This is a genomic window from Nocardia sp. NPDC056100 (assembly GCF_042266325.1).
Taxonomy (GTDB): domain Bacteria; phylum Actinomycetota; class Actinomycetes; order Mycobacteriales; family Mycobacteriaceae; genus Nocardia.
In genome coordinates this window covers 319,103-339,905 of the sequence record NZ_JBHJVY010000008.1, presented here as the reverse complement: position 1 = coordinate 339,905, position 20,803 = coordinate 319,103, and the positions used below count along the sequence as shown (strand labels likewise).

The 20,803-nt window shown below is 67.9% G+C and carries 19 protein-coding genes; 12 read left to right on the top strand and 7 right to left on the bottom strand.

The window, feature by feature from the left end:
- Positions 1–169: 169 nt before the first annotated feature.
- Together ACFC0O_RS45420 and ACFC0O_RS45415 are read left to right on the top strand one after the other, a co-directional pair.
- A complete protein-coding gene (locus tag ACFC0O_RS45420; RefSeq protein ID WP_375968498.1) occupies positions 170–1,168 on the top strand; it encodes a DUF5996 family protein in 999 nt (332 codons plus the stop codon).
- Between the two features lie 110 nt (positions 1,169–1,278).
- Positions 1,279–2,658, top strand: coding sequence for a bifunctional lysylphosphatidylglycerol flippase/synthetase MprF (locus ACFC0O_RS45415; RefSeq protein WP_375968497.1), 1,380 nt, complete (start codon positions 1,279–1,281; stop codon positions 2,656–2,658).
- Positions 2,659–2,667: 9 nt separating this feature from the next.
- Here ACFC0O_RS45415 and ACFC0O_RS45410 read toward each other — a convergent pair whose 3' ends face one another.
- Genes ACFC0O_RS45410 through ACFC0O_RS45400 form a run of 3 tightly spaced genes read right to left on the bottom strand, consistent with a single transcriptional unit; the run spans position 2,668 to position 4,645 of the window.
- Positions 2,668–3,420, bottom strand: coding sequence for an alpha/beta fold hydrolase (locus ACFC0O_RS45410; protein WP_375968496.1), 753 nt, complete (start codon positions 3,418–3,420; stop codon positions 2,668–2,670).
- A gap of 41 nt (positions 3,421–3,461) precedes the next feature.
- Complete coding sequence (locus ACFC0O_RS45405; RefSeq protein WP_375968495.1) at positions 3,462–4,211, bottom strand: SDR family oxidoreductase; 750 nt, start codon at positions 4,209–4,211, stop codon at positions 3,462–3,464.
- Positions 4,212–4,267: 56 nt separating this feature from the next.
- Positions 4,268–4,645 carry a hypothetical protein gene (locus ACFC0O_RS45400; protein WP_375968494.1) on the bottom strand — a complete coding sequence of 126 codons (378 nt, stop codon included), beginning with the start codon at positions 4,643–4,645 and terminating at the stop codon, positions 4,268–4,270.
- Positions 4,646–4,878: 233 nt separating this feature from the next.
- Between ACFC0O_RS45400 and ACFC0O_RS45395 the strand changes: the two genes are divergently transcribed.
- The 9 genes from ACFC0O_RS45395 (at position 4,879) to ACFC0O_RS45355 (ending at position 16,471) form a co-directional block, all read left to right on the top strand.
- Positions 4,879–5,457, top strand: a complete 579-nt coding sequence (locus ACFC0O_RS45395; protein WP_375968493.1) for a sigma-70 family RNA polymerase sigma factor — start codon at positions 4,879–4,881, stop codon at positions 5,455–5,457.
- Positions 5,458–5,472: 15 nt separating this feature from the next.
- Positions 5,473–6,129 carry a hypothetical protein gene (locus ACFC0O_RS45390; protein ID WP_375968492.1) on the top strand — a complete coding sequence of 219 codons (657 nt, stop codon included), beginning with the start codon at positions 5,473–5,475 and terminating at the stop codon, positions 6,127–6,129.
- A gap of 166 nt (positions 6,130–6,295) precedes the next feature.
- Positions 6,296–6,856 carry a DUF6529 family protein gene (locus ACFC0O_RS45385; protein WP_375968491.1) on the top strand — a complete coding sequence of 187 codons (561 nt, stop codon included), beginning with the start codon at positions 6,296–6,298 and terminating at the stop codon, positions 6,854–6,856.
- Between the two features lie 93 nt (positions 6,857–6,949).
- Positions 6,950–7,399 (top strand): Rieske (2Fe-2S) protein, encoded by a 450-nt coding sequence (locus tag ACFC0O_RS45380; protein ID WP_375968490.1) that lies wholly within the window; start codon positions 6,950–6,952, stop codon positions 7,397–7,399.
- Positions 7,400–7,579: 180 nt separating this feature from the next.
- On the top strand, positions 7,580–9,415 hold the full coding sequence (locus tag ACFC0O_RS45375) for an N-acetylmuramoyl-L-alanine amidase (protein ID WP_375968489.1): 1,836 nt from the start codon (positions 7,580–7,582) through the stop codon (positions 9,413–9,415).
- A gap of 317 nt (positions 9,416–9,732) precedes the next feature.
- Positions 9,733–10,770, top strand: coding sequence for an Hsp70 family protein (locus ACFC0O_RS45370; protein ID WP_375968488.1), 1,038 nt, complete (start codon positions 9,733–9,735; stop codon positions 10,768–10,770).
- Between the two features lie 145 nt (positions 10,771–10,915).
- Positions 10,916–11,920, top strand: a complete 1,005-nt coding sequence (locus ACFC0O_RS45365) for a diiron oxygenase (protein ID WP_364638592.1) — start codon at positions 10,916–10,918, stop codon at positions 11,918–11,920.
- A gap of 15 nt (positions 11,921–11,935) precedes the next feature.
- Complete coding sequence (locus ACFC0O_RS45360) at positions 11,936–13,525, top strand: FAD-dependent oxidoreductase (protein WP_375968487.1); 1,590 nt, start codon at positions 11,936–11,938, stop codon at positions 13,523–13,525.
- Between the two features lie 561 nt (positions 13,526–14,086).
- A complete protein-coding gene (locus ACFC0O_RS45355) occupies positions 14,087–16,471 on the top strand; it encodes an Hsp70 family protein (RefSeq protein WP_375968486.1) in 2,385 nt (794 codons plus the stop codon).
- A gap of 534 nt (positions 16,472–17,005) precedes the next feature.
- On the opposite strand, the gene ACFC0O_RS45350 is transcribed toward ACFC0O_RS45355, so the two are convergent.
- The 3 genes from ACFC0O_RS45350 to ACFC0O_RS45340 form a co-directional block, all read right to left on the bottom strand.
- The gene (locus ACFC0O_RS45350; RefSeq protein ID WP_375968485.1) at positions 17,006–17,767 is read right to left on the bottom strand and encodes an SDR family NAD(P)-dependent oxidoreductase; all 762 of its coding nucleotides are present in this window, start codon (positions 17,765–17,767) and stop codon (positions 17,006–17,008) included.
- 175 nt (positions 17,768–17,942) lie between these two features.
- Complete coding sequence (locus ACFC0O_RS45345) at positions 17,943–18,590, bottom strand: HAD family hydrolase (protein WP_375968484.1); 648 nt, start codon at positions 18,588–18,590, stop codon at positions 17,943–17,945.
- A gap of 62 nt (positions 18,591–18,652) precedes the next feature.
- The gene (locus tag ACFC0O_RS45340; RefSeq protein WP_375968483.1) at positions 18,653–19,210 is read right to left on the bottom strand and encodes a hypothetical protein; all 558 of its coding nucleotides are present in this window, start codon (positions 19,208–19,210) and stop codon (positions 18,653–18,655) included.
- A gap of 181 nt (positions 19,211–19,391) precedes the next feature.
- Here ACFC0O_RS45340 and ACFC0O_RS45335 point away from each other — a divergent pair, with 181 nt between their 5' ends.
- On the top strand, positions 19,392–19,610 hold the full coding sequence (locus ACFC0O_RS45335; protein WP_364638575.1) for a hypothetical protein: 219 nt from the start codon (positions 19,392–19,394) through the stop codon (positions 19,608–19,610).
- Positions 19,611–19,816: 206 nt separating this feature from the next.
- Here the strand turns inward: ACFC0O_RS45335 and ACFC0O_RS45330 are convergent, their stop codons facing one another.
- Positions 19,817–20,803 carry a sirohydrochlorin chelatase gene (locus ACFC0O_RS45330; protein WP_375968482.1) on the bottom strand — a complete coding sequence of 329 codons (987 nt, stop codon included), beginning with the start codon at positions 20,801–20,803 and terminating at the stop codon, positions 19,817–19,819.

Here is a 20,803-nt window from a genome sequence, read left to right as displayed (position 1 = left end):
TCGGTTCCGGCGCTGTCTCGCGCGTTGCGCGGGGAATGTTCAGGTTACTTTGAAAGATCTTGCACTACTGCGTGTTTCGCTGTACTCGCAGGTGGCCTGCGAGTGTGTAGGATTGTCGGCGCAATGCCGATCTGAAACACGACCGTCTCGAACGAAAGTGGGCAGGAGCATGGGCGATTCCTCGGTTACCGGCATCATCGCGGCGGATTCGAGCGATGTGCTCCCGGCCCTGCCGCTGGGAGTCTGGCGGCCGACCAAGGAAACCCTGCACCGCTACATTCAGATCGTCGGCAAAGTCGCACTGGCGAAAGGTATTCGCCGCAATCACTGGTGGCATATGACCTATCGCGTCAATGCGCGCGGCTGGACCACCCTGCCGCTCGGCAGCGCCACCGACGGCCCGGTATTCACCTGCGCCTTCGATTTCTTCGATCACGTGCTGCGCATTTCCAATGATCGCGGCAGCCAGGAGGAAATCCCGCTCGCCGAACAATCCGTCGCGGGCTTCTACGCCGAAACCATGCGCGGGTTGCGCGATCTCGGCGTCGAAGTGGAACTGCCCTTCCCGACCCCGTACGACCTGCCCGATCACGGCCGCCCCTTCGCCGAGGACGAGGAACACCACCACTACGACCCGGCCGCCGCCCAGCGCGCCTTCCGGGTCACCAGTCAGGTGGGCCGCATCCTCGAGGACTTCAGCGCGAGCTACTCCGGCAAGATCAGCCCGGTCCAACTGTTCTGGCACACCTTCGATCTCGCGGTGCAGCGCTTCTCCGACCGCAAGATCGACATGCCGGAGAACGTGGATCCGGTGACCCGCGAGGCATATTCGCGCGAGGAGATCAGCGCCGGGTTCTGGTTCGGCGACGATAAGGTCCCCGAGCCGACCTTCTACTCCTACACCGCACCCGAACCCGAAGGGCTGACCGAGCTTCCGCTGCGGCCGCCCGAAGCGCGCTGGGTGCCATCGGGATCCGCGCACGCCGCCTACTACTCCTATGACGCGGCCCGGCGCAGCGCCGATCCGGTCGGCGCCTCCCTCGATTTCCTGCACTCCGCCTACGCCGCGGGCTCGCGTCTCGCCGGCTGGGACGCACCCGCTCTGGCCTGCCCCGGAGGCATCACCGACCCGGTCCTGGGCAGCCTCTGGAAAGGCTGGCCGGAATAACCGAGTGCCTCCCGTCGTATGTCCCGTTTAGTGTGTTTGTAGGGACCGAGGGAGGATCACCATGGGTATACGCTTGGTGAGCGGGCCGCATGTGGAGCAAAGGGAGCAGCATGCGTGACGAGAATATGGCGGTGCGGACCACCGGTCTGACCGCGTATCGCGACACCGTTTTCACCGCCGGACCGACCACCCGGATACCACTCATGGGTGTGCTCGTGTTCGGCTCCCTGGTGCTGGTGTGGGCAGCCGAACGCTCCGCTCGCGAGGGCACCGACCACGGCTGGTTCGTGGCGGTCTCGATAGCCGGGCTCTTCATAGCCCGCGGCCTGCACCTGCGGCGGCCCATCACGCTCCCGCATCTCACGGCCGCGACCGTGGTGCTGGTGATCGCGAACTTCGCCTACCGAGCCGAGCACACCAGCATCGGATTCGTCTTCCTCGCGGCCAGCGGGCTGGTGCTGATGGCCCCGCTGGGCAGTAAACCGCAGCCCGAACAGCTACCCCGGGTGGCCGAACTGGTGCGCCGCACACAATTGGATCCGGTCGCGCCATTCGCGCTGCACTCGTCCAAGAGTTATTTCTTCAATGCCGATTCCTCGGCGGCCATCGCCTATCGGGCGCGGTTCGGTATCGCCGTGGTCGCGGGCGATCCGATCGGCGATAAGGCGCGCTTCGGCGAATTGGTCTCGGAATTCTCCGAATTCGCCGGCTCACACGGGTGGCGCGTCGCGGTGCTCGGCGCGAGCCCGGAACTCACCCAGCTGTGGCAGTTGCGCGCCTTCGAACATCGCGGGCTGCGCCAGGTCCCGATCGGGCGGGACGTGGTGGTCGAGGTCGGCGATTTCGACATGGTCGGCAGGCGGTTCCGGAATCTGCGGCAGGCGGTCAGCCGCACCCGCAATTTCGGCGTCACCACCGAGATCGTGCCCGAGGTCGCGCTCACCGAACCGCAGCGCGAGAACCTGCTGAGCATTGTCGACGACTGGGGGCACGGGCGGCAGACTCGCGGCTTCTCGATGATCCTGGACCATCTGCTGGACGGGCGGCATCCGGGCATGCTGATCGTGCTGGCCCGCGATGAGCACGGCGAGATCGCCGGATTCCAGCGCTACGGCGTCTCCGGCAACGGCCGGGAGCTGAGCCTGGATGTGCCGTGGCGGCGCAAGGACGCGCCCAACGGGCTGGACGAGCGCATGATCGTCGATCTGATCGACTACGCGAAGGCGCGCGACATCACCCGAATCTCGCTGGCATTCGCGGCTTTTCCGGAGATGTTCGCGGACAAGGAACGCGGCAGGCTCGGACAGCTGGCGTATACGGCTGTGCGACTGGGTGATCCGCTCATCCGGCTGGAATCGCTGTACCGGTTCCTGCGCAAGTTCAATTCGTTCTCGGATCAGCGATTCGTGCTGATCCGCTGGCGCGAGGTGCTCATCGCGGCGGCGGCACTGCTCACCCTGGAGTTCGTCCCGCACCGCCGCGAGTACTGAGAGCTGTTCTCAGGCCAGGAATTCCACCAGCGCGGCGGAGAAGCCCGGATCGGTGGTGGCGACCAGGTGATCACCCGGCACCACCGCCAGCTTCGCGTTCGGGAAGGCGGCCGCCAGCCGTTCGGGTTCGGCGGCGAACGGATCGGCGTCGCCCGCCAGCACCAGCGTGGGCACGGTGATATCGGCGACCGTCTTGACCGGGGCTTCGTTCAACCCGCCCGCCAGCGCGGCGATGGCCTCGCGGTCCGCGCCCAGCACATCGGCCAGCATGCGGAACATCTTGGCCCGCTCCACCGTGTCGGACCCGTCACCGCGCATGGCGGTGACGATGTCCTCGGCATTGATCACCCGCCAGTCGATACCGCCGCAATCCACCACGCCGGAGCCGATGCCGCCGACCGCCAGTTTGCGCACCCGCGCATCGGCCTGCGCGACCAGGATCGAGATGATTCCGCCCATCGAATAGCCCACCTGCGCAACCTCATCCAGTCCGAGGTGGTCGTAGAGCGCCCGCACGTCATCGGCCATGGCGTGCCAGGAGTATCGCGCCGGATCATGCGGCTTCTCCGAGCGCCCGTGCCCGCGCGCGTCCAGCGAGATCACGTGATGCCCGGCCGTGTGCAGCGCCGCCACCACGCCGACGCTCATCCAATTCGCATTGGTATCGGCGACGATGCCGTGCTGCAGCACGACCGGCATGCCCTCGCCCTCCCACACGCGGTAGTTGAGCTCGAGACCATCCCAGCTGGTGAACTTCGCCATGCGGCCGATGCTAGTGGCGAAAGCCGTTGTCCGGGGCGGGGTCAGGAGATGCGGGCCATGACGGCGCGGGGGAGCAGCGGCATGACCGCGCCGAACACCCGCCACGGCCACTGCGGCACCGAGGCGCGCACGGTCTCGTGTTCGATGGCGGCGACCATGGCCGCGACGCCCTTGTCCAGCGGGGTGAGCAGGGTGGTGTCACCGGCGCGACCGGACATATCGGTGGCGATATAGCCCGGCTGCACCGTGGTGACCTTGATCGGGGTGCCGCGCAATTCGATGGCCAGGCCCTCGCCGAGCGCGGTGAGTCCGGCCTTGCTGGCCGCGTAGGCCGCCTTCTTACCGGGCAGTCCGCGCACCGCGCTCATGGACGAGATGAGCACCAGATGCCCGGCTTTCCGCTCCCGGAAGATGCTCATGGCCGCCTCGGTCTGCGCCAGCGCGCTCACGAAATTGGTGGTGGCCGTGGCGATATTGGCATCCGCGCGCCCGGTGCCGATTCGCGCGCCTTTGCCGAGCCCGGCATTGACGATCACCCGGTCCAGCCCGCCCAATTCCGCGCGCAGGTCCTCGAAGACCTTGGGTACGGCCGCGTGATCATCGACATCGAGCCCGCGCACGGCCACCGTGATACCCGGGTGGGCGGCCAGGAGTTCGGTGCGCAGCGCCTCCAGATTCTCGGTGCGCCGGGCGCAGAGCGCGAGATCGCGTCCGCGCCGGGCGAATTCGCGAGCCATACCCGCGCCGAGCCCGGAGCTCGCACCGGTGATGAGAATCTTCTGCCGCGTCATATCGGACACCCTAGCCGTACCCGTGTTACTGACAATTGTCAGTGAACGCCGAAATGTCAGCCGCCGAAGGAGCCCGTCGGAACGTCCGGCACCAGTCGCCAGGTGCCGCAGCTCTCGCTGCTGAAGGCCACGTCGGTCGCCTTGATGACAATCCGCAGCGGATGCTGGCGGGTGAAATCGCTGGCGATGATGTAGAAGTTCGGGTCGCTGTAATCGGCGGGCGTCTGAACGTGCCAGAGCCGCCGCCAGAAGCAGCCGGTGGCATTGTCGGGGGTGCCGTCCGAGACGTACGTGCCCGGTTTGATATCGACATTCACCAGGTAGAGGCCGTCGCCCGGGATCTCGGTCGCCGGATCGGCGGCGGCGATGGCCGCGGTGGTGGTCAGCAGTGCGGAAGCGAGGGCTCCCGCGATCATCAGCGCGCCTGTACGCACAGTGTTCCTCCCTTGAAATCTCTGTGAGCCGGGCGGCCTCGCTTCCGCCCGGTGTGGAGATCCCCGCATCTCCCGGGGAGGTTTATCAGAAATCGACCGTCCATTTCGGTTGTTCCGTGTAATTGATTGCGTACAAACCGGTTTCGATTCGGAAATCACGGGCAAAACTGTTAACACCGAAATAGGTAGTAATCACCGATTCTCTTCTTGTCGCCGCTCGCGATATTCAGGGCATGAGACGACTCCAACCCCTCCCCGACGCGAGTTCGCCCGGCCCCTCCACCTGCGCCGAAGAATGCGCCCGGCTCTGCACCCACGACGGACTCTCCGCCGTCCTCCGCGCCGACAAGGCACTGCTGCACTGGCGAGCCATGCGCCGCCTCGGTGATACCGGTCTGGCCGAGCACGCGGTTCAGGAAACCCTGCTGCGCGGCTGGAAAGCCTGCGCCAGCTATGACCCGAGCCGGGGCAGCGTGCGCACCTGGCTGCTCACCATCGAGCGCAATATCCTCACCGATATCGCCCGCATGCGCTCGGCCCGGCCCGGCGACGCGCACTGGGACGAGATCGGCGATGTCGCCGAGGGCCATTGCGCCCGGCCCGATTTCACCGACGGGCTCGCCGACGGACTGCTGGTCGACGAACTGCTCGCACATCTGCCCGGACCGCAGCGCGATGCGGTCGTCCAGGTGATCCTGCGGGATCGCGCGTATCAAGACGTCGCCGCCGACCTCGGAGTTCCGGTCGGCACCGTGAAAACCCGCGTGCACTACGCACTGCGCTCGCTGCGGCGTCTTCCGCTCAGCGCCTGACAACGGAGAACAGTCATGAAACGGGCGGGCCCCCTCCTCACCCTCGCCGCCGCCGCTCTGCTCGGCGGTGGACTGCTGATCACCGATATCGTCACCGACCCCACCGATGACACCGCGGATCGTGCCGCGGTCACCACATCCGCCGGAGCAGCCACCACTTCCGCCGGGGCAGGGCCGAGCGCCGCCCCCTCGAGCGCCGCGAACGTTCCCGCCGCTCCCTCGGCCACCTCCGCCTTCCCGGCTCAGGCCGACTATGTCGCGGTGATCCCCGCCCAGCCCCGCTCGATCACCCTGTCCATCACCGTCACCGGCAAACAGGCCGTGGCATACGCCTGCGATGGCGCATCGGTCGAGAGCTGGTTGCGCGGTGCGGCCGACGCCGGTCGAATGTCCCTGAGCGGCAAGGACTCCGAACTACAGGCCACCCTGAAGGACAATGTCCTGACCGGCACGCTGACCCTGGCCAACCGCGCCATGGATTTCACCGCACCCCTGGTGCAGGCCCCGGCCGGTATCTACTACGCCCGCTCGAACGGCGCGCGCGACAGCTGGATAGTCCGCCCCGACGGCAGCGTCACCGGCGTCCGCCGCCAAGCCGACGGAACCACCACCCCCGCACCGACTCTCGCCCCGGACGCACGAAAGGTGCACGGCGATGACACCGACTTCTGACCCCCGCGACCCCAACACCCAGCGCTCGATACCGACGGTGATCCGAGGCGCTGTCCAACCTCCACGGGGTGCCCGACCCCCGTCCGCAGATGGCGTCCAGCCCGCGCGCGATGACTTGTCACAGCCGGTGGCCGGTGCCCCTTCCCAGTCCGTGTCAGGCGACTCGATGCCGTTGTCCGCCGGTGCGTCTCCCCAGCGCACCGCACTCACGATCGCGCTGATAGTGATTGCCGGGGCGGCGGTGTCGGTGCTGTTGGGTGTGTACGGATCCACCCATCCCGCACGCGGTTACGCGGTGAGCCTGGCGGGATTCTCCAGTCCGGGGGCGGTGAAGGCGTGGCTCGCCACGGTCGTGGTGTTGCTCGCGGTCGGGCAGGACATCAGCGCGCTGGCCATGTACGGGGTGCTGCCCAGGATTCGCGGCGGGCGCTGGGCCTCGGTATGGCATGTGTGGTCCGGGCGGCTGGCGGTGCTGGTGAGCATTCCCGTTGCGGCGCACTGCCTGTACGCCTTCGGGTTCGAGGCCACCGACCGCCGGGTGCTGCTGCATTCGCTGCTGGGCTGCGCCGTCTACGGCGTCTTCGTCGCGAAGATGCTGCTGCTGACTCGAAAAGGCTTGCCCCGCTGGGTGATTCCGGTCATGGGCGGGGTGCTGTTCACCGGTTTCGTGGCGCTCTGGTTCACCTCGGCGGTCTGGTATTTCCGCACCCAGGGGTTTGCCCCGTGATTTCCGGTCCCGGCCGAGTGAACCCGTCACCCCCGTAAACACGTCCACAAGGTGTGGCCGTCAGCCCACGGCCGCCACAAGCGAGGAGTAATCATGACCGACCAGATTTCGGCCCCGGACATATTCCGGATGGATCGCCGCACCGCGCTCGCCGCCACCGGCATCGCCGCCACCGCCCTGACCGCCGTCGCGTGCAGTAGCTACGGCAATACCGAGAAGGCCGCCGCCTCGACCAACGGCGCTCAGGACAAGCGTCAGGACGGCAGCACCGAGCTCGCCAAAACCTCCGAGGTGCCCGTCGGCGGCGGTGTCATCAAGGGCGACACCGTCATCACCCAGGCCACCGCGGGTGCCTTCGCGGGGTTCTCGTCCACCTGTACGCATCTGGGCTGCAAGGTCAGTGAGGTGAGTGACGGCGTTATCAAATGCCCATGTCACGGCAGCAAATTCAATCTCGACGGCAGCGTCGCGGGCGGTCCCGCGCCACGTGCGCTCGATACCCGCGCGGTACGGGTCGAGGGCGATTCCATCGTGTCGGCCTGATCGATAGCTGAAATACCGCACTCGAGCGGCGGGATCAAGCGTCCAATAGCCCTGACCACTAGTAACAGTTCGATCACGAGGCTTGCCAGAAGGTAACTGGTGTTGCGAAAGTGAACCGCTGGGTTTGGTGTTACTAGTGGGAAGGGAGGGGCGCCTCGATCCCGGGAGCGCCGCCAGCTTATGAAGCCGAATATGGTCAAGGCCGGTATCTTCACCGCCGTGACGGCCGCGGCATTCTCGACGGTCTCCGGGCTGATCCCGGGCATCGTCCTAGCTTCGCCCGTTTTGCCGGAACTGCCGCAAAGGCTCGCCGGTAAGACGATCTTCCTCGACCCCGGTCATCAGGGTCCCAATCACAGTCAGGACGTCGCCAAACAGGTCGACGACGGTCGCGGCGGCACCAAGGCCTGCCAGACCACCGGCATGACCAGCCTGCACGGCGTCCCCGAACACACCATCAACTGGGATGTGGCGCAATTGGTGCGCACCTCCCTCGAAGGTCTCGGCGCGCGGGTCGTGATGAGCCGCCCCGATGACACCGGCTGGGGCGGCTGCGTCGACGAACGCGCCCGCGCCGCCAATCAATCCGGCGCCGATATCGCGGTGAGCATTCACGCCGACAGCGCGCCCGCCGATGCCCGCGGCTTCCACCTCATCGTGCCGCAGCTGCCGATTCCGGACGCCAAGGCCAACGAGGTGCAGTCCGTCGCCGGACTGGCCGCCAGTAAAGCCATGCGCGACGCCTACATTCAGGCCGGATTCCCGGCCGCGGCCTACAACGGCGCGGTCGAGGGTCTGCAACCGCGCTCCGATATCGCCGGACCGGCCCTGACCCAGGTGCCCGACGTCTTCCTCGAAATGGGCAATGGCGCCAATGCCGAGGATGCCGCGCTGCTGGAGTCGCAGGAGGGCCAGCTGCGGCACGCGGTCACCATCACCACCGGTGTGGTGTCGTATCTGCTCGGCATGCCGGTCCCGCCGCCGAGCGCCGATCAGGTGGTCGGGCCCGCGAACGTACCGCCCGCGCAGCCCGCACAGCATCAGCTTCCGGCAGCGCCGGGTACCGAACCGCAGACCGAACCCGGCGGGACTCAGGCTGAGCCGCAAGCGGTTCCGCAGGGCGGACCGGGAGCCAATTCGCCGCAGGGTGGCGCGCAATCGCCGGGTGCCATGCCCGGTGGGCTGCCCGAACCGAGCGGTCCGGCCGCCGGTGGTCCCGAACCGGTTGCACCGCAGGGTGTTCCGGCCGCACCGCAGGTCGCTCCGCAGGGTGCCGCGCCCGCCGAGGTGGCACCGGGTACCGCGCCCGCTCCGCAGGCCGCGCCCGCGCCGGACGCCAAGCCCGCACCGGGTGGGGTCCAGCCCGCACCGCAGGCTCCGGGCGCCGCACCGCAACCGCAGTCCCAGGGTGGCGCGGTGGATCCCAAAACGCAGCCGGGTACGCCCGCGCCGCAGGGATTCTCGCCGGAACTGCTGTTCCCGCAACTGAGCGATCTGCTCAAGCCGCAGGTGGCGCAGCCGGGTCAGTCGAAACCGGCCGCTCCCGCTCCCGGTGTGGCACAGCCGAATTCGGTGGTGCCCAATCAGCAGCCCGCGGCCGACAGCCGGGTGCTGCCCGCCACGATTCCGGGTGCGAGCGAACTGCCCAGGGCCAATGTGATGACCGGCGTGCAGCCGGTCGCGGCTCCGATCGCGCCCAAGGCGCCACCGGCCGCCGCACCGCAACCCCCGAGTGCGGGAACGCAAACCAGCCCCGGCATTCGGACCAGCCCCGGTACGCTGCCGAACCCCGGCACGCCGGGTACGCAGTCGCCGTCGACCGATCGCAGCTCCAAGACCGGTGAACTGTTCGACACCGAGTCGATGAGCGGACTGGTGCAGTCGGTCATCAAGCTGGTGGGACCGCTGGCCAAGATGCTGATGGGTCAGAACGGCGTCGCCTCGGACCTGATCAACCTGGCGTACAGCATGGTGTCGGCGCTGAGCTCGACGATTCTGTCGGCTCCGGCCAAGTAACCGCACAGCGCGAGCGCCCCCGCATCGAATCATTCGGTGCGGGGGCGTTTTTCGTCGTCCCGGCGCACTTGCGGTCCGACCGGTATCGGCTGTCGCGTGTGTTGTGAAATGTCCAGGTCGAGCAAACTTCTCGCGACCGTCATTGCCCCCGGGCGTGTTTCGCACCCCGGCGCTGGCTGGCGCGGTTGCGCTCACGGATAGGTGCAGTTGCGGACAACCGCGTGTCCGGTGGTTGGCAAGCATCCGGCGCAGGAGTTGCATGAATCCCGGGTCGGGTCAGGACGGCTGAGAACGACTCGTCGATCGAGGTGGATGAGATGGCGTTCGGTGTGGGCTTGAGTATCGGCACGGTCAATACGGTGTGCGTCACGGCCGCCGATCGCTCGGTTCGGCGGGGGAGCACGCCGTTCGCGGCCCGCCGCGGCGCACCGCCGCCGACCACCTGGCGCACCACCCTCACCTTCGACAGTTCCGGGCTGGCACGGGTGGGCCGTATTCCGCGGCACGGCCGGGTCATCACCGAATTCGCCGATCTGACCCAGCGCGGGGCCTCGGTCGCGCGGGTCGGTCACCGAGCGCTCTCCGCCGCGGATCTCGTCGCCACCGTGGCCGACAGCGTGCTCGAGGAGGTGCTGGGGAAGGCTCCGGCCGGGCAGCAGGGGAGCGGGGATACCGGAATCACCGTGACCCATCCGGCCGGGTACTCCGCGAATCTGGTGGCCGACCTGCGTTCCGCGCTCGACGGGATCGGGCTCACGAATGTGCGCCTGCTGCCCGAACCGGTGGCCGCGGCGGCCTGGCTGGCGGCGCAGCGCGGTCCGCTCATGCCCGGCCTGGCCCTGGTGTACGACCTGGGCGGCTCCGGTCTGGATGTGACGCTGGTGCGGGTGGGCGCGGGCGCGCCGAGCAATCCGATCGTCGGATTGCCTTTGCATTCGGCCGATTTCGGCGGCCGGGCATTCGGCGGCATGGTCGCGGGGCGCTTGCGGCGCAGTCCGGACGCGCCCGTCATCTCCCGGGTGAGTTCGGACAGCGATACCGGTGAACTGCGCGCCGAACACGTGCTGGCCTCGATGAAACTGGTGTACCGCTGCCTGCGTATCGCCGATGTCACCATGGCCGACGTGGATCGGGTGCTGGTGGTCGGCGGTGCGGCCCGGCCGCCCGAGGTCGCCGATGTACTGGCCGAACAGCTGGCCCGCCCGGTGACGGTCGCTCCCGATCCGGAGCGCACCATCGCCGACGGCGCGGCCATCGCGGCCAAGGAGTCGGTACTCGCGCAGGATTCCGGGGGTCATCGGCATCATGTGCTAGCTGATCTCTTCCGGCGTGTCACCAGGGTGGCCGCACTCTAGATCCGCCGGTTACCGGGCAGTTTGCCCTTGATCATGGGACGTTTCGGGTCAACACGTGCAAGCATCTTGCTAGCACGTGTTGACGCTGCTCCAGTTTGGTGTAACCATGGGATACACATAAATCACCGACTGGAGGGTGACGACGATGTCTCCGACCACGACCCACGTCGACGACCCCGTGGTTGCCGAAGCTATCGAATACGCGCAGAAGCTGCTGCTGCTTTCCGAAGGCTCGGTCAACCGCAGCTTCGATCCGTTCGAGGACATCGACTGGGAAAACCCGGACTTCGACGCGAACACCAAGCCCGAGCGCTGGATTCTGCCCGCCTCGGCAGACCCGATCGGCCGCCACCCCTGGTACCTCGCCCTCAGCGAGGAGCAGCAGATCGCCGTCGGCAAGTATCGCCAGGCCAATGTCGCCAAGGTCGGCCTGCAGTTCGAGTCGATTCTGATCAGCGGCATGGTGAACCACACCTTCGGCCTCGCCAACGGTGACCCGGAATTCCGGTACTGCACCCATGAGATGTCCGAAGAGCTGAACCACACCCAGATGTTCCAGGAGATGGTCAACCGCATCGGCCTGGACGTACCCGGTATGGGCCCGCTGGTGCGGCAGTTCCGCCAGGTGGCCGTCCCGGTGGCGGTGCTGTTCCCCAACCTGTTCTTCATGGCCGTGCTCGCCGGCGAGGAGCCGATCGACCACATCCAGAAGCAGATCCTGCGCTCCGGCGAGGATGTGCACCCGATCATGCGCGGCGTCATGGCGATTCACGTCGCCGAGGAAGCGCGGCACATCTCGTTCGCGCACGAATTCCTCAAGCGCCATGTGCCGGAAGCGAATCCGGCCAGCAAGCTGGTGCTCTCGATCGCCATGCCGATCGTCATGTTCATCCTGGGCCGTTCCATCGTGACCCCGCCCAAGGCGTTCTTCGACGAGTTCAACGTGCCCGACAAGGTGCGCAAGGAGCTGTTCTACGGCTCCGAGGATTCCAAGCAGGCGTTCAGCGATTACTTCATCGATGTGCGCGCGCTCGCCAAGGAGATCGGTCTGATGAACCCGATTTCCAAGCGGGTCTGGAAGATGTTCGGAATCGCCGGCGCGGCCTCCCGTTACCGCTCGGAGCCCATCCGCTCCGGCAAGGCCGCCTGAGACAAGGGACGTACAGTGCCGTACGTAGTCACCCAATCCTGTTGCAGCGACGCCTCCTGCGTCTACGCCTGCCCGGTCAACTGCATCCATCCCACGCCTGACGAACCGGATTTCCGGACGGCGGAGATGCTGTACGTGGACCCGCAGGCGTGCGTGGACTGCGGCGCGTGCGCGACCGCCTGCCCGGTGGACGCCATTGTCTCGACGAAGAAGCTGACCGATGAGCAGCTGCCCTTCATCGAGATCAATGCAGACTTCTATCGCCAGGAGCGGCCGCGGCCGCTGCTGGCCCGGCCGATCGAGGCCGCGGAGGTCAAGCCGGGACGCGAGCCGTTGCGGGTGGCGATCGTCGGCTCCGGTCCCTCGGCCATGTACGCGGCCGATGAACTGCTGACCCAGCCCGGTGTCTCGGTGACGGTGTTCGACCGGCTGGCCACGCCGTACGGTCTGGCCCGCTTCGGCGTCGCGCCCGATCACACCAAGACCCGGCAGGTCGGTGAGCTGTTCGACGTCATCTCCGCACAGGAAGGGTTCGGCTCGTACCTGAATGTGAATGTCGGAGAACATGTTTCGCATGAGGAGCTGCTGGCGCACCACCACGCGGTGATCTACGCGGTGGGCGCATCCAGTGATCGCAAGCTCGGGATTCCGGGGGAGGGGCTGCCGGGCAGCGTCTCCGCGACCGAGTTCGTGGCCTGGTACAACGGGCATCCCGATCACGCGGGCCGCTTCTTCGATCTGTCGCAAAAGCGTGCGGTGATCGTCGGCAACGGCAATGTGGCGCTGGACGTCGCGCGCATTCTGACCACCGATCCGGAACTGCTGGCGGGCACCGATATCGCGCCGCGGGCGCTGACGGCGTTGCGGCGCAGCAAGATCGAGGAAGTGGTCGTGCTCGGGCGGCGCGGTCCGGCCGAATCCGCTTTCACCGTGCCGGAATTCGTGGGACTGCTCGGCGCGGATGTGGACATCGTGGTCGAGGGCGAGATTCCCGAGACGCCCGCCGACGCCTCGCAGAAGGTCGAGCAGAAGCTGAAGTTGTTGCGCGGCTTGGTCGATCGGCCGGTGGGCGGGCGCAAGCGGATCACCTTCCGGTATCTGTCCGCGCCGACCGCGTTCGAGGGCGTGGACCGGGTGACCGGCGTCGCGGTGGTGCGCAATGAACTGGTGGCCGGTGACGACGGCGTGCTGCGGGCCGAGGCCACCACGGACACCGAGGTTTTGGCGACCGGTCTGGTGCTCACCTCGGTGGGTTACCGGGGCGTTCCGCTCGCGGGGCTGCCGTTCGACGAGCGGGCGGGCGTGATCCCGAACCTCGACGGGCGGGTGCTGGAGAGCGCCGGTGGGAACGTGGTGCCGGGGTCCTATGTGACCGGCTGGATCAAGCGCGGGCCGACCGGGTTCATCGGTACCAATAAGTCGTGCGCGCAGGAGACGGTGCGGCAGCTGGTGGATGACTTCAATGCGGGGCGGCTGGCTCAACCCGGCCGGGGCGCAGGAGAATTCGACCGACTGGTCGGTTCACGTCAACCGCATGCGATTCGCGGTGGCGCGGTGAACCGTCCGGTGCGGCGGCGACTGCCGCTGCTGGTGCGCAGTCGCTAGTTTCGCTGTACTTCGGACCGCCTCATACGACCCTGTCGTGTGAGGCGGTCTGTTTTGTGTACGGATTGTGTTGTGTGAGTTGTAATGCTGCGTTTGCCCAGGACGACATCTCGGGTAGTAGAGACGAAACGACGTCGAATCGCGGCCGGTGCGCCTGCGCGAGTGGGGAACTCGGGCACAGCAACCGACCAGTGATCGGCAATTCACGCGCGCAAACTGACGCTGCGGTTTTCTTTTCCGGACACTAATCGCCTACCGGTCGGTATGAATTCAGCGTTCGCTGTGTCGTTGCCACACGACGACCCTTTTTCAACTCTCTTGGTGTCCAGTTCGATTCGATCTTGAAGCTACATCTGTCTGACCAGTAGATTCGCCAACTTCGCTACTGGACGCGAAATCTTTTCTCCTGATTCGATATTCACATCCGGCATGTGCCAGCTAACCTGAACGCGCTGTTTGGAAAACGACCGCGTCCACATGGTTGGTACGCCTGTGAGGCCGTGGTCACGGTGCGTTGACGGGATAGCAATGACTGTTGGCTTTGGCATGAGCATCGGCACAGTGAACTCCGTATGGGCGACCGCCGCCGGTGAACGTAACCGGCCCGCCGTACGGGTTCGCCGGACAGCCGTCACCTTCGACAGCGCGGGCGGGCCACGCATCGGCGGCATTCCTCGATTCGCCCCGGTGGTCACCGATTTCGCCGATCTGACCACCGATCCGGATCCGGTCGTCATCAACGGGCGCATCTGGTCGCCGGCCGATCTGGTGGCAGCGGTGGTGAACGGGCTGATCGAAACCAATGCACCCGAAGCGCCCGCGGTGACCACCTATCCGGCCAGCTACACCGAGAAGCATGTGACCCGGCTGCGGCGCGCGCTGGACTGGTCCGGTGCGGCGGATGTGGCGCTCATGCCGGAACCGGTCGCGGCGGTGGAATGGCTCGACTCCGAATACGGAATCTCCAGTGCCGGAATAACTCTCGTCTACGACCTGGGCGGCAACTGTCTCGACGTGGCCGTGGTGCGCACCGAGGCCGACCGCGAGGAACGCGGCATTCTCGGTGTCGCCGAACGCTCCACCGAATTCGGCGGACGGCCGCTCGGCGCGCTGCTCGCCCGCTACGCCCGCAGCATCGCGCCCGGCGAACATCAGCCGGTCTCGGCCGTGGTGCCCGCCGCCGATACGAATAGATTGCGCAGCTGGCACATTCGCAACTCACTACGGGTGGTGCGCTCCTGTGTGCACGGCACCGGGCTCACCATGGACGATATCGACCGTGTACTGCTGATCGGCGGCGCGGCCCGGCCCATCGAAGTGGCTCGGGTGCTCGGCGATCTGGGCCGCCCCGTCATCATGTCTCCCGATCCGGCGCATACCGTCGCGGTCGGCGCGGCCCTGGCCGCATTCCGCTCCGCCGACACCGGCTCGGCCATCGGCCGCTACGCCCCGCGCGCTGCCGTATTCTCCGGCGCCGCAGTGGCTTCCGCGCTGGCCATGTCCGCCGCCACCGTCCTGGGCGGCACCGTCGCCGGGACCACTGGCCTGCAAGCCCTGCCCGGACCCACCGATTCCGGCACCCGCGGCGCGGCCGATGTCCTGCTCCTGGAAGACGCCACCGCCGCCCCCGGCGCACCCAACCGGGTGCACATGGTGACCACCGCCGCGGCGATCAGCAATTACGCCCCGGCCGCGGCGACGGTCACGCCCGCCTGGTCCGGCGGCCGCCCGGTCGACACCCGTCCCGGATCGCACTGCGAAAGCCGCAGCGCCGCAAACTCTCTCACCTACGCCAATCCGGCGCAGTTCACCAACCCGCTGCCATTCCTGGCGGCGCAATCGCTGACCTCGCCCTTCGGGCTGGGGCAGATCCCCTCGATCAGCATGCCCCGCACGCTGCCCGGAGCGCCCGGCGCCGCGCCCGGAACAGCGCCCGGCGCAACAACTCCCGGCTCTCCCGGCACCCCGGGTGCACCCGCGACCCCCGGCTCGACGACCGGAGACCCCGCGAGCACCCCCGGTACCGCACCGGGCGGAACCGCGCCCGGCGGCACAACTCCGGGCAGCACGACCCCCGGCGGCACGACTCCGGGCGGAACCACCCCGGGTAGCGAAACCCCCGGCGGCGGAACCTCTCCCGGCGAGAACGCGGGCGGCGGCAATGGCGGCCAAACCACCCCGGGCGGCTCCACCACGGGCCCCGGCGGCGAGACCACCCCCGGCGGATCGACCACGGGTCCGGGCGGAGAAACCACCCCGGGCGGCAGCACCACCGGCGACCCCGCCGGTAGCGGATCAACCCCCGGCGGCACCACGGGCGGCGGAACGACAAGCCCCGGCGGCACCGCGGGCACCGGCGGAACACCCGGTGGCGGAACAACTTCCGGCGGCGGTGACACCTCGGGCGGTGGTGCCGGTGCGGGTACGGGTGGCGCCGGGGCCGGTGCCGGAACCGGCGGCTCGGGAGCCGGAGCAGGCGCTGGAACCGGTGGCGGGGCCGGAGCCGGTGGCGCAGGTGGCGGCGCAGGCGGAGCGGGAGCCGGTGGCGGCGCCGGAGCAGGCGGCGGTGGCGGTGCTGGTGCCGGTGGCGGAGCTGGTGCCGGTGGTGCCGGAGCTGGCGGCGGTGCTGGTGCCGGTGGCGGAGCTGGTGCCGGTGGTGCCGGAGCTGGCGGCGGTGCTGGCGCTGGAGCCGGTGGTGGTGCGGGCGCTGGCGGCGGTGCGGGTGCCGGAGCTGGTGGTGGTGCTGGTGCCGGTGGCGGCGCTGGTGCCGGAGCCGCTGGTGGCGGCGCGAGTAGCGCAGGCGCAGGAGCCGGTTCCAGATCCGGTGCCGGTGGCGCACAAGGCGGTTCACCCTCGGGCGGCGGCAGTCGCGCAGGCGGCGGTTCTCCAGGCGGCGGAGGCGGCCACGGTGGCGGCGGAGGCGGCGGGGGTGGCGGCCATCGCTAACCCACTGCTCGTCTACCGAACCGACCTGCCCCGTGCTGCGGAAGATGTGGCGGCTTGGCGGCACGTGTGGCGGTCGTCGGCTGAGTCACAGCTTTCGCGTTCGGGGGCGATTCGTCCGGTGGCGGAGCGGGATTCGTCGCGGCGCGGTTCCGTGCGGGAGTGTTTTGCCGGGGAGTGTGCGCATCGGGCTTGTGCGGCACAGAGATTCGCGCGGGCTTGGAGTGCCATCGAGATGCCTGGCCGTTCGAGCGGCGGCGATGATGCGGCGGGTGGACGTGCTGGCCACCGGCCGTCCGACCGCATGCCGCTGCTCGACGCGGCTCCGGGGGTGGCGGAGAGCGTTGGCCGCCACCTCCATGGGCTTGATATCGCGGTCGCCGTGTTGTCCTCCGGCGGCCGCGAAGACCAAGTCCCGCAATAGAAGACGGCGACGCGGGTGGGGTGAACCCCTCGAACGCTCCACCGCGGCGTCGAGTACGACCGGCCCACCGCCGCGCTGTCAGTGCCCAGGGCGCGGTGGTGGGCGCGGTCGTGTCAGCGGGCGGTGAAACCGCCGTCGACGGACAGCACCGCACCGGTGATGAACGTCGTCTCATCGCTGAGCAGGTACGCGCAGAACGAGGCGATCTCCTCGGGCTGGGCGATGCGATTGAGCGGATGCAGGGCGGCGATGGCCGCCTCGCCCTCGGGGGTCGCGCCCATGGAGTTGCGGAACGCGGGGGTGTCCACCGCACCGGAGGCCAGTGCGTTCACCCGGACCTGCTTGGGCGCGCCTTCTAGGGCCACGGCGCGGGTCAGGCCGACGACGCCGTGCTTGGCGACGACATAGGGCGCGACCTGGGCCATGCCGACCTTGCCCAGATTCGAGGCGTTATTGAGGATCGCGCCGCCACCGGACGCCGCGATCGCCGGAACCTGGTGGCGCAGACCGTAATACACCGAGGTGAGGTTGAGTTCCAGATCGGCGCGCCAGCCCGCCTCGTCGATGTCCTGGATATCGCCGAAGGCATTGATCGCGCCCGCGTTGTTGAAAGCCCCGTCCAGGCGGCCGAATTCGCTGACGGCGGCCTCGGTCAGGCGGGCCACATCGGCTTCGACGGTGACATCGGTGGGGATGAACAGGGCGCGGCCCCCGGTGGCGCGGATCTCCTCGGCGATGCGATCGCCGACCTCTTTGCCGCGTGCGCCGAGCACCACCGCGCCGCCTTCGGAGGCGATGCGGCGGGCTACGGCCTCGCCGATTCCGGAGGTGGCGCCGGTGATCAGAACAACCTTGGACTCGAAGCGTGCACCCATGATGACCATTCCTTTTGCGGTAGAACCGTTTTTGTTGACACGTCTAGTAAACGAGAAACGGCATACCTTGGCTGGCGGGAATCGGCCCTTGAGTTGATGCGTCATGTAAATGCACGGAGCCCCGCCCCGATCGGATCACCGAGACCCGGCGGGCAGGTGCGAGAAACGCGAGAACTCAGGCGGGAGCGAGCAATTCGGCCAACTCGTCGAGACTGTTGACCACGACCCCGTACGAGGTCTGCGGCAGTTCCGAATGCAGATAACCCCACGGCCCGCGCTTGATCAGCACCGGAATCATGCCCACCCCGTTCGCGGGCAGCACATCGTTGTCGACCCGATCGCCCACGTAGCAGACCTCGCCGAGCTCCACGCCCGCCACCTCGGCGCACTTGTGGAAGAACTTGGGATCGGGCTTCTCCAGATCCCATTCGGCCGAGGTGTAGATGCCGTCGACCGGCAGGTTCATCTTCTCCAGCGCCGACTTCGCCTGCGGCGGTTGATTTCCCGCGATGATGACGATCAGCCCGCGCGCCTTCAGCTCGCCGAGCGCCCGCCGCACATCCGGGTACAGGTCATCGGCGTCGAAGTTATTGCGCAGGCTCTCCGGCTCATCGGTGGCCCAGCTGACCTGCTCGCGATCGAGATCCACCCCGGGCAGCAGCAGTTCGAACGCGTCGGTGAGCGGTCGCCCCGTCGCCGCCATGCCACCGATCACCCCGAGTAGCGCGAATCGCGGAATCCCGAGCCGGTCCGCCCATCGGCTCCAGATCCGGGTCTCGTCGATCAGCGTCTCGCCCACATCGAACACCACTGCCTTGATCATCGGCCCAGCCTATCGGGCGCGCGAACACCCCACGCCGGAGAACCCGATGCGGCTCCGAGGGCTCAGCGCTGCGCGTTGACGACCCCGATGCCGGTCGCGGTCCACCAGCACACCTGCGACACCACCCCGGTCGCCACACCCCACGCGAGCAGCCGCCCGGTGAGCGGTGCGTCCCCGCGCGCCCGCAGTCTTCGAGCCAGCGCGGCGGCCTGAATCCCGTTGAGCGTCAACAAAAGCACCATCACCAGCTTGGTCCGAGTCATGGACGACGCGAGATTCGGCTCCAGTACGCACCCGCTGCCGACCAGTCCGGCCAACCCCGCCCAAATCGGCACATGCAGCCGATTCATCCCCCGCAACATCTCACTCAGCGTGACCCGCCCGATCGCCCAGCGCAGCGCATACGAATCCGCGAACAACACCGCCCCGAACCCCACCACCAACGAAGCGAGATGAACGGACAACCCCCAGAAATGCACCTCGGGGCTGATCCGCGCATGCCCCGCGATCCACACCGCCCCCGCCAGCACTCCGGTGGCCAACACCGCGTACCCACAGAACGCTTGCCAGGAATCCCATCCCCGCGCGGTAGCGCGCCCAGCGCCGATCTCTCCGAGCATGCCCAAACCTTCCACTAACTTAGGAAAGCCTAAACTATTCGCCGCGCAAATCCGAACTCGTCCGAATGACCATTCGGCAACGTCCGCGCCGAATCTGCGCTATACCTGTTGCGGGTGGATGTGTCTGGGTAGCATGCGAGCTGCTGTTATGAAATGAATTCTTTTCACAAGGAGCCCGCTCATGCGTCCCGTCCTCCGCGCCAGTGTCCTCACCCTGGGCATCGCCGCCGCCGCTCTCTCCGCCGCGACCGCCTCCGCCGAAATCCCCCTCGTCGACGCCCCCTCGGCTGACGTCTCGGTCACCCCCGGCACCACCAACCCCGCCCCGATCGCCAGCGACGACTACGCCATGTGCTCCAAGTCCTCCGGCTCCGCAGGCCACTTCCTCGCCTGCATGTAGCAGAACCGCGGCACCCTCGACCGTGGGAACGGCCCGCACCGAGCCCACATCGAGCGGATTCGCCTACCCGCCCGGAGGTTCTACGTGCCCCGCTTGAATCGCCTGTGCGCCAGCCGATCCGGCAACCCCGCGAATCCGCACGGATTCGACGGCCCGGCTGAGTGTTATCGCTGAGATCATGATGGCCGCTCTGCGACACGATCCGATCAGGCGGAGAGGGTGAGTGCGGTTGTCGCCGCCGCTGCGTAGCGATCGCAGACGATATCGATCAGGAGCGGATGGGCGCCGATGACTTCGGCGTGTGGCAGCTGAGCGGCGGCGGAGAGTCGGTCCGTGAGGAGGCCGGGGGCCAGGAACCACGGGGCCACCAGGATCTGGTCCGCGCCGCGTGCGCGCAGGCGGGATTGTGCTTCGGTGATGCTGGGTTCGGTTGTGGCGAAGCAGATTTCGGTATCCCAGCCGGTGAGGGCGGCGAGGTGACGTGCCACTTCGGCGGTGCGCGCGTTCGCCGCCGCCGAGGATGAGCCCACGGCCGCGACGGCAATGCCCAAGCGCGGCACGGGATCGAATGCCGTGCGCGTGCTTCGCACATTGGTGTGTGCGACGGGACTCACTGTGCCCGAGTGGAACTCCGAGTCGAGCTGGTCGAGCACCCGATCACGCAGGGCGGTGATCAAGCGCGGGTCCGGGCCCAGGACATCGGCCTGGGTCAGGCGTAGGCGGGGATGCCTCGTTCGCGCGGCCGCCAGCATGCCCGGCAGGTCCACGCGAGCGTGAAAGGCGTTGCCCAGCAGCAGGGGGACCACTACGGCGTGCGAATGGCCCGCGGCTGCGACGGCGTCCACGACCTGATCTACCGAAGGGGCGTTCAGGTCCAGAAATGCCAGGCGGACATCGAGATCAGGGCGTGCGGCAGCGAGCTGTTCCACCACGGCGTACATGGTCGCCGCCGAGCGCGGGTCACGGCTGCCGTGCGCAACCGCAATCAGGGCCGGGCGAACTTCGGTGGTCCTGACGGGGCCGAGCGTCCGCGTACTCGCCGAAGGCGTTGCCCCGCCGCGGGTTTCCGCTGTCGCGGGGTGCGGGGCGGCATTGGCCGAGGTGATCCGGCCTGCTCCCCGCTGAATCGTGGTGTGGCGGAGGGGGACCGGGAGCGGCGCGGTCGAGAACGCGCCGCTGCCGGGCGAACTCAT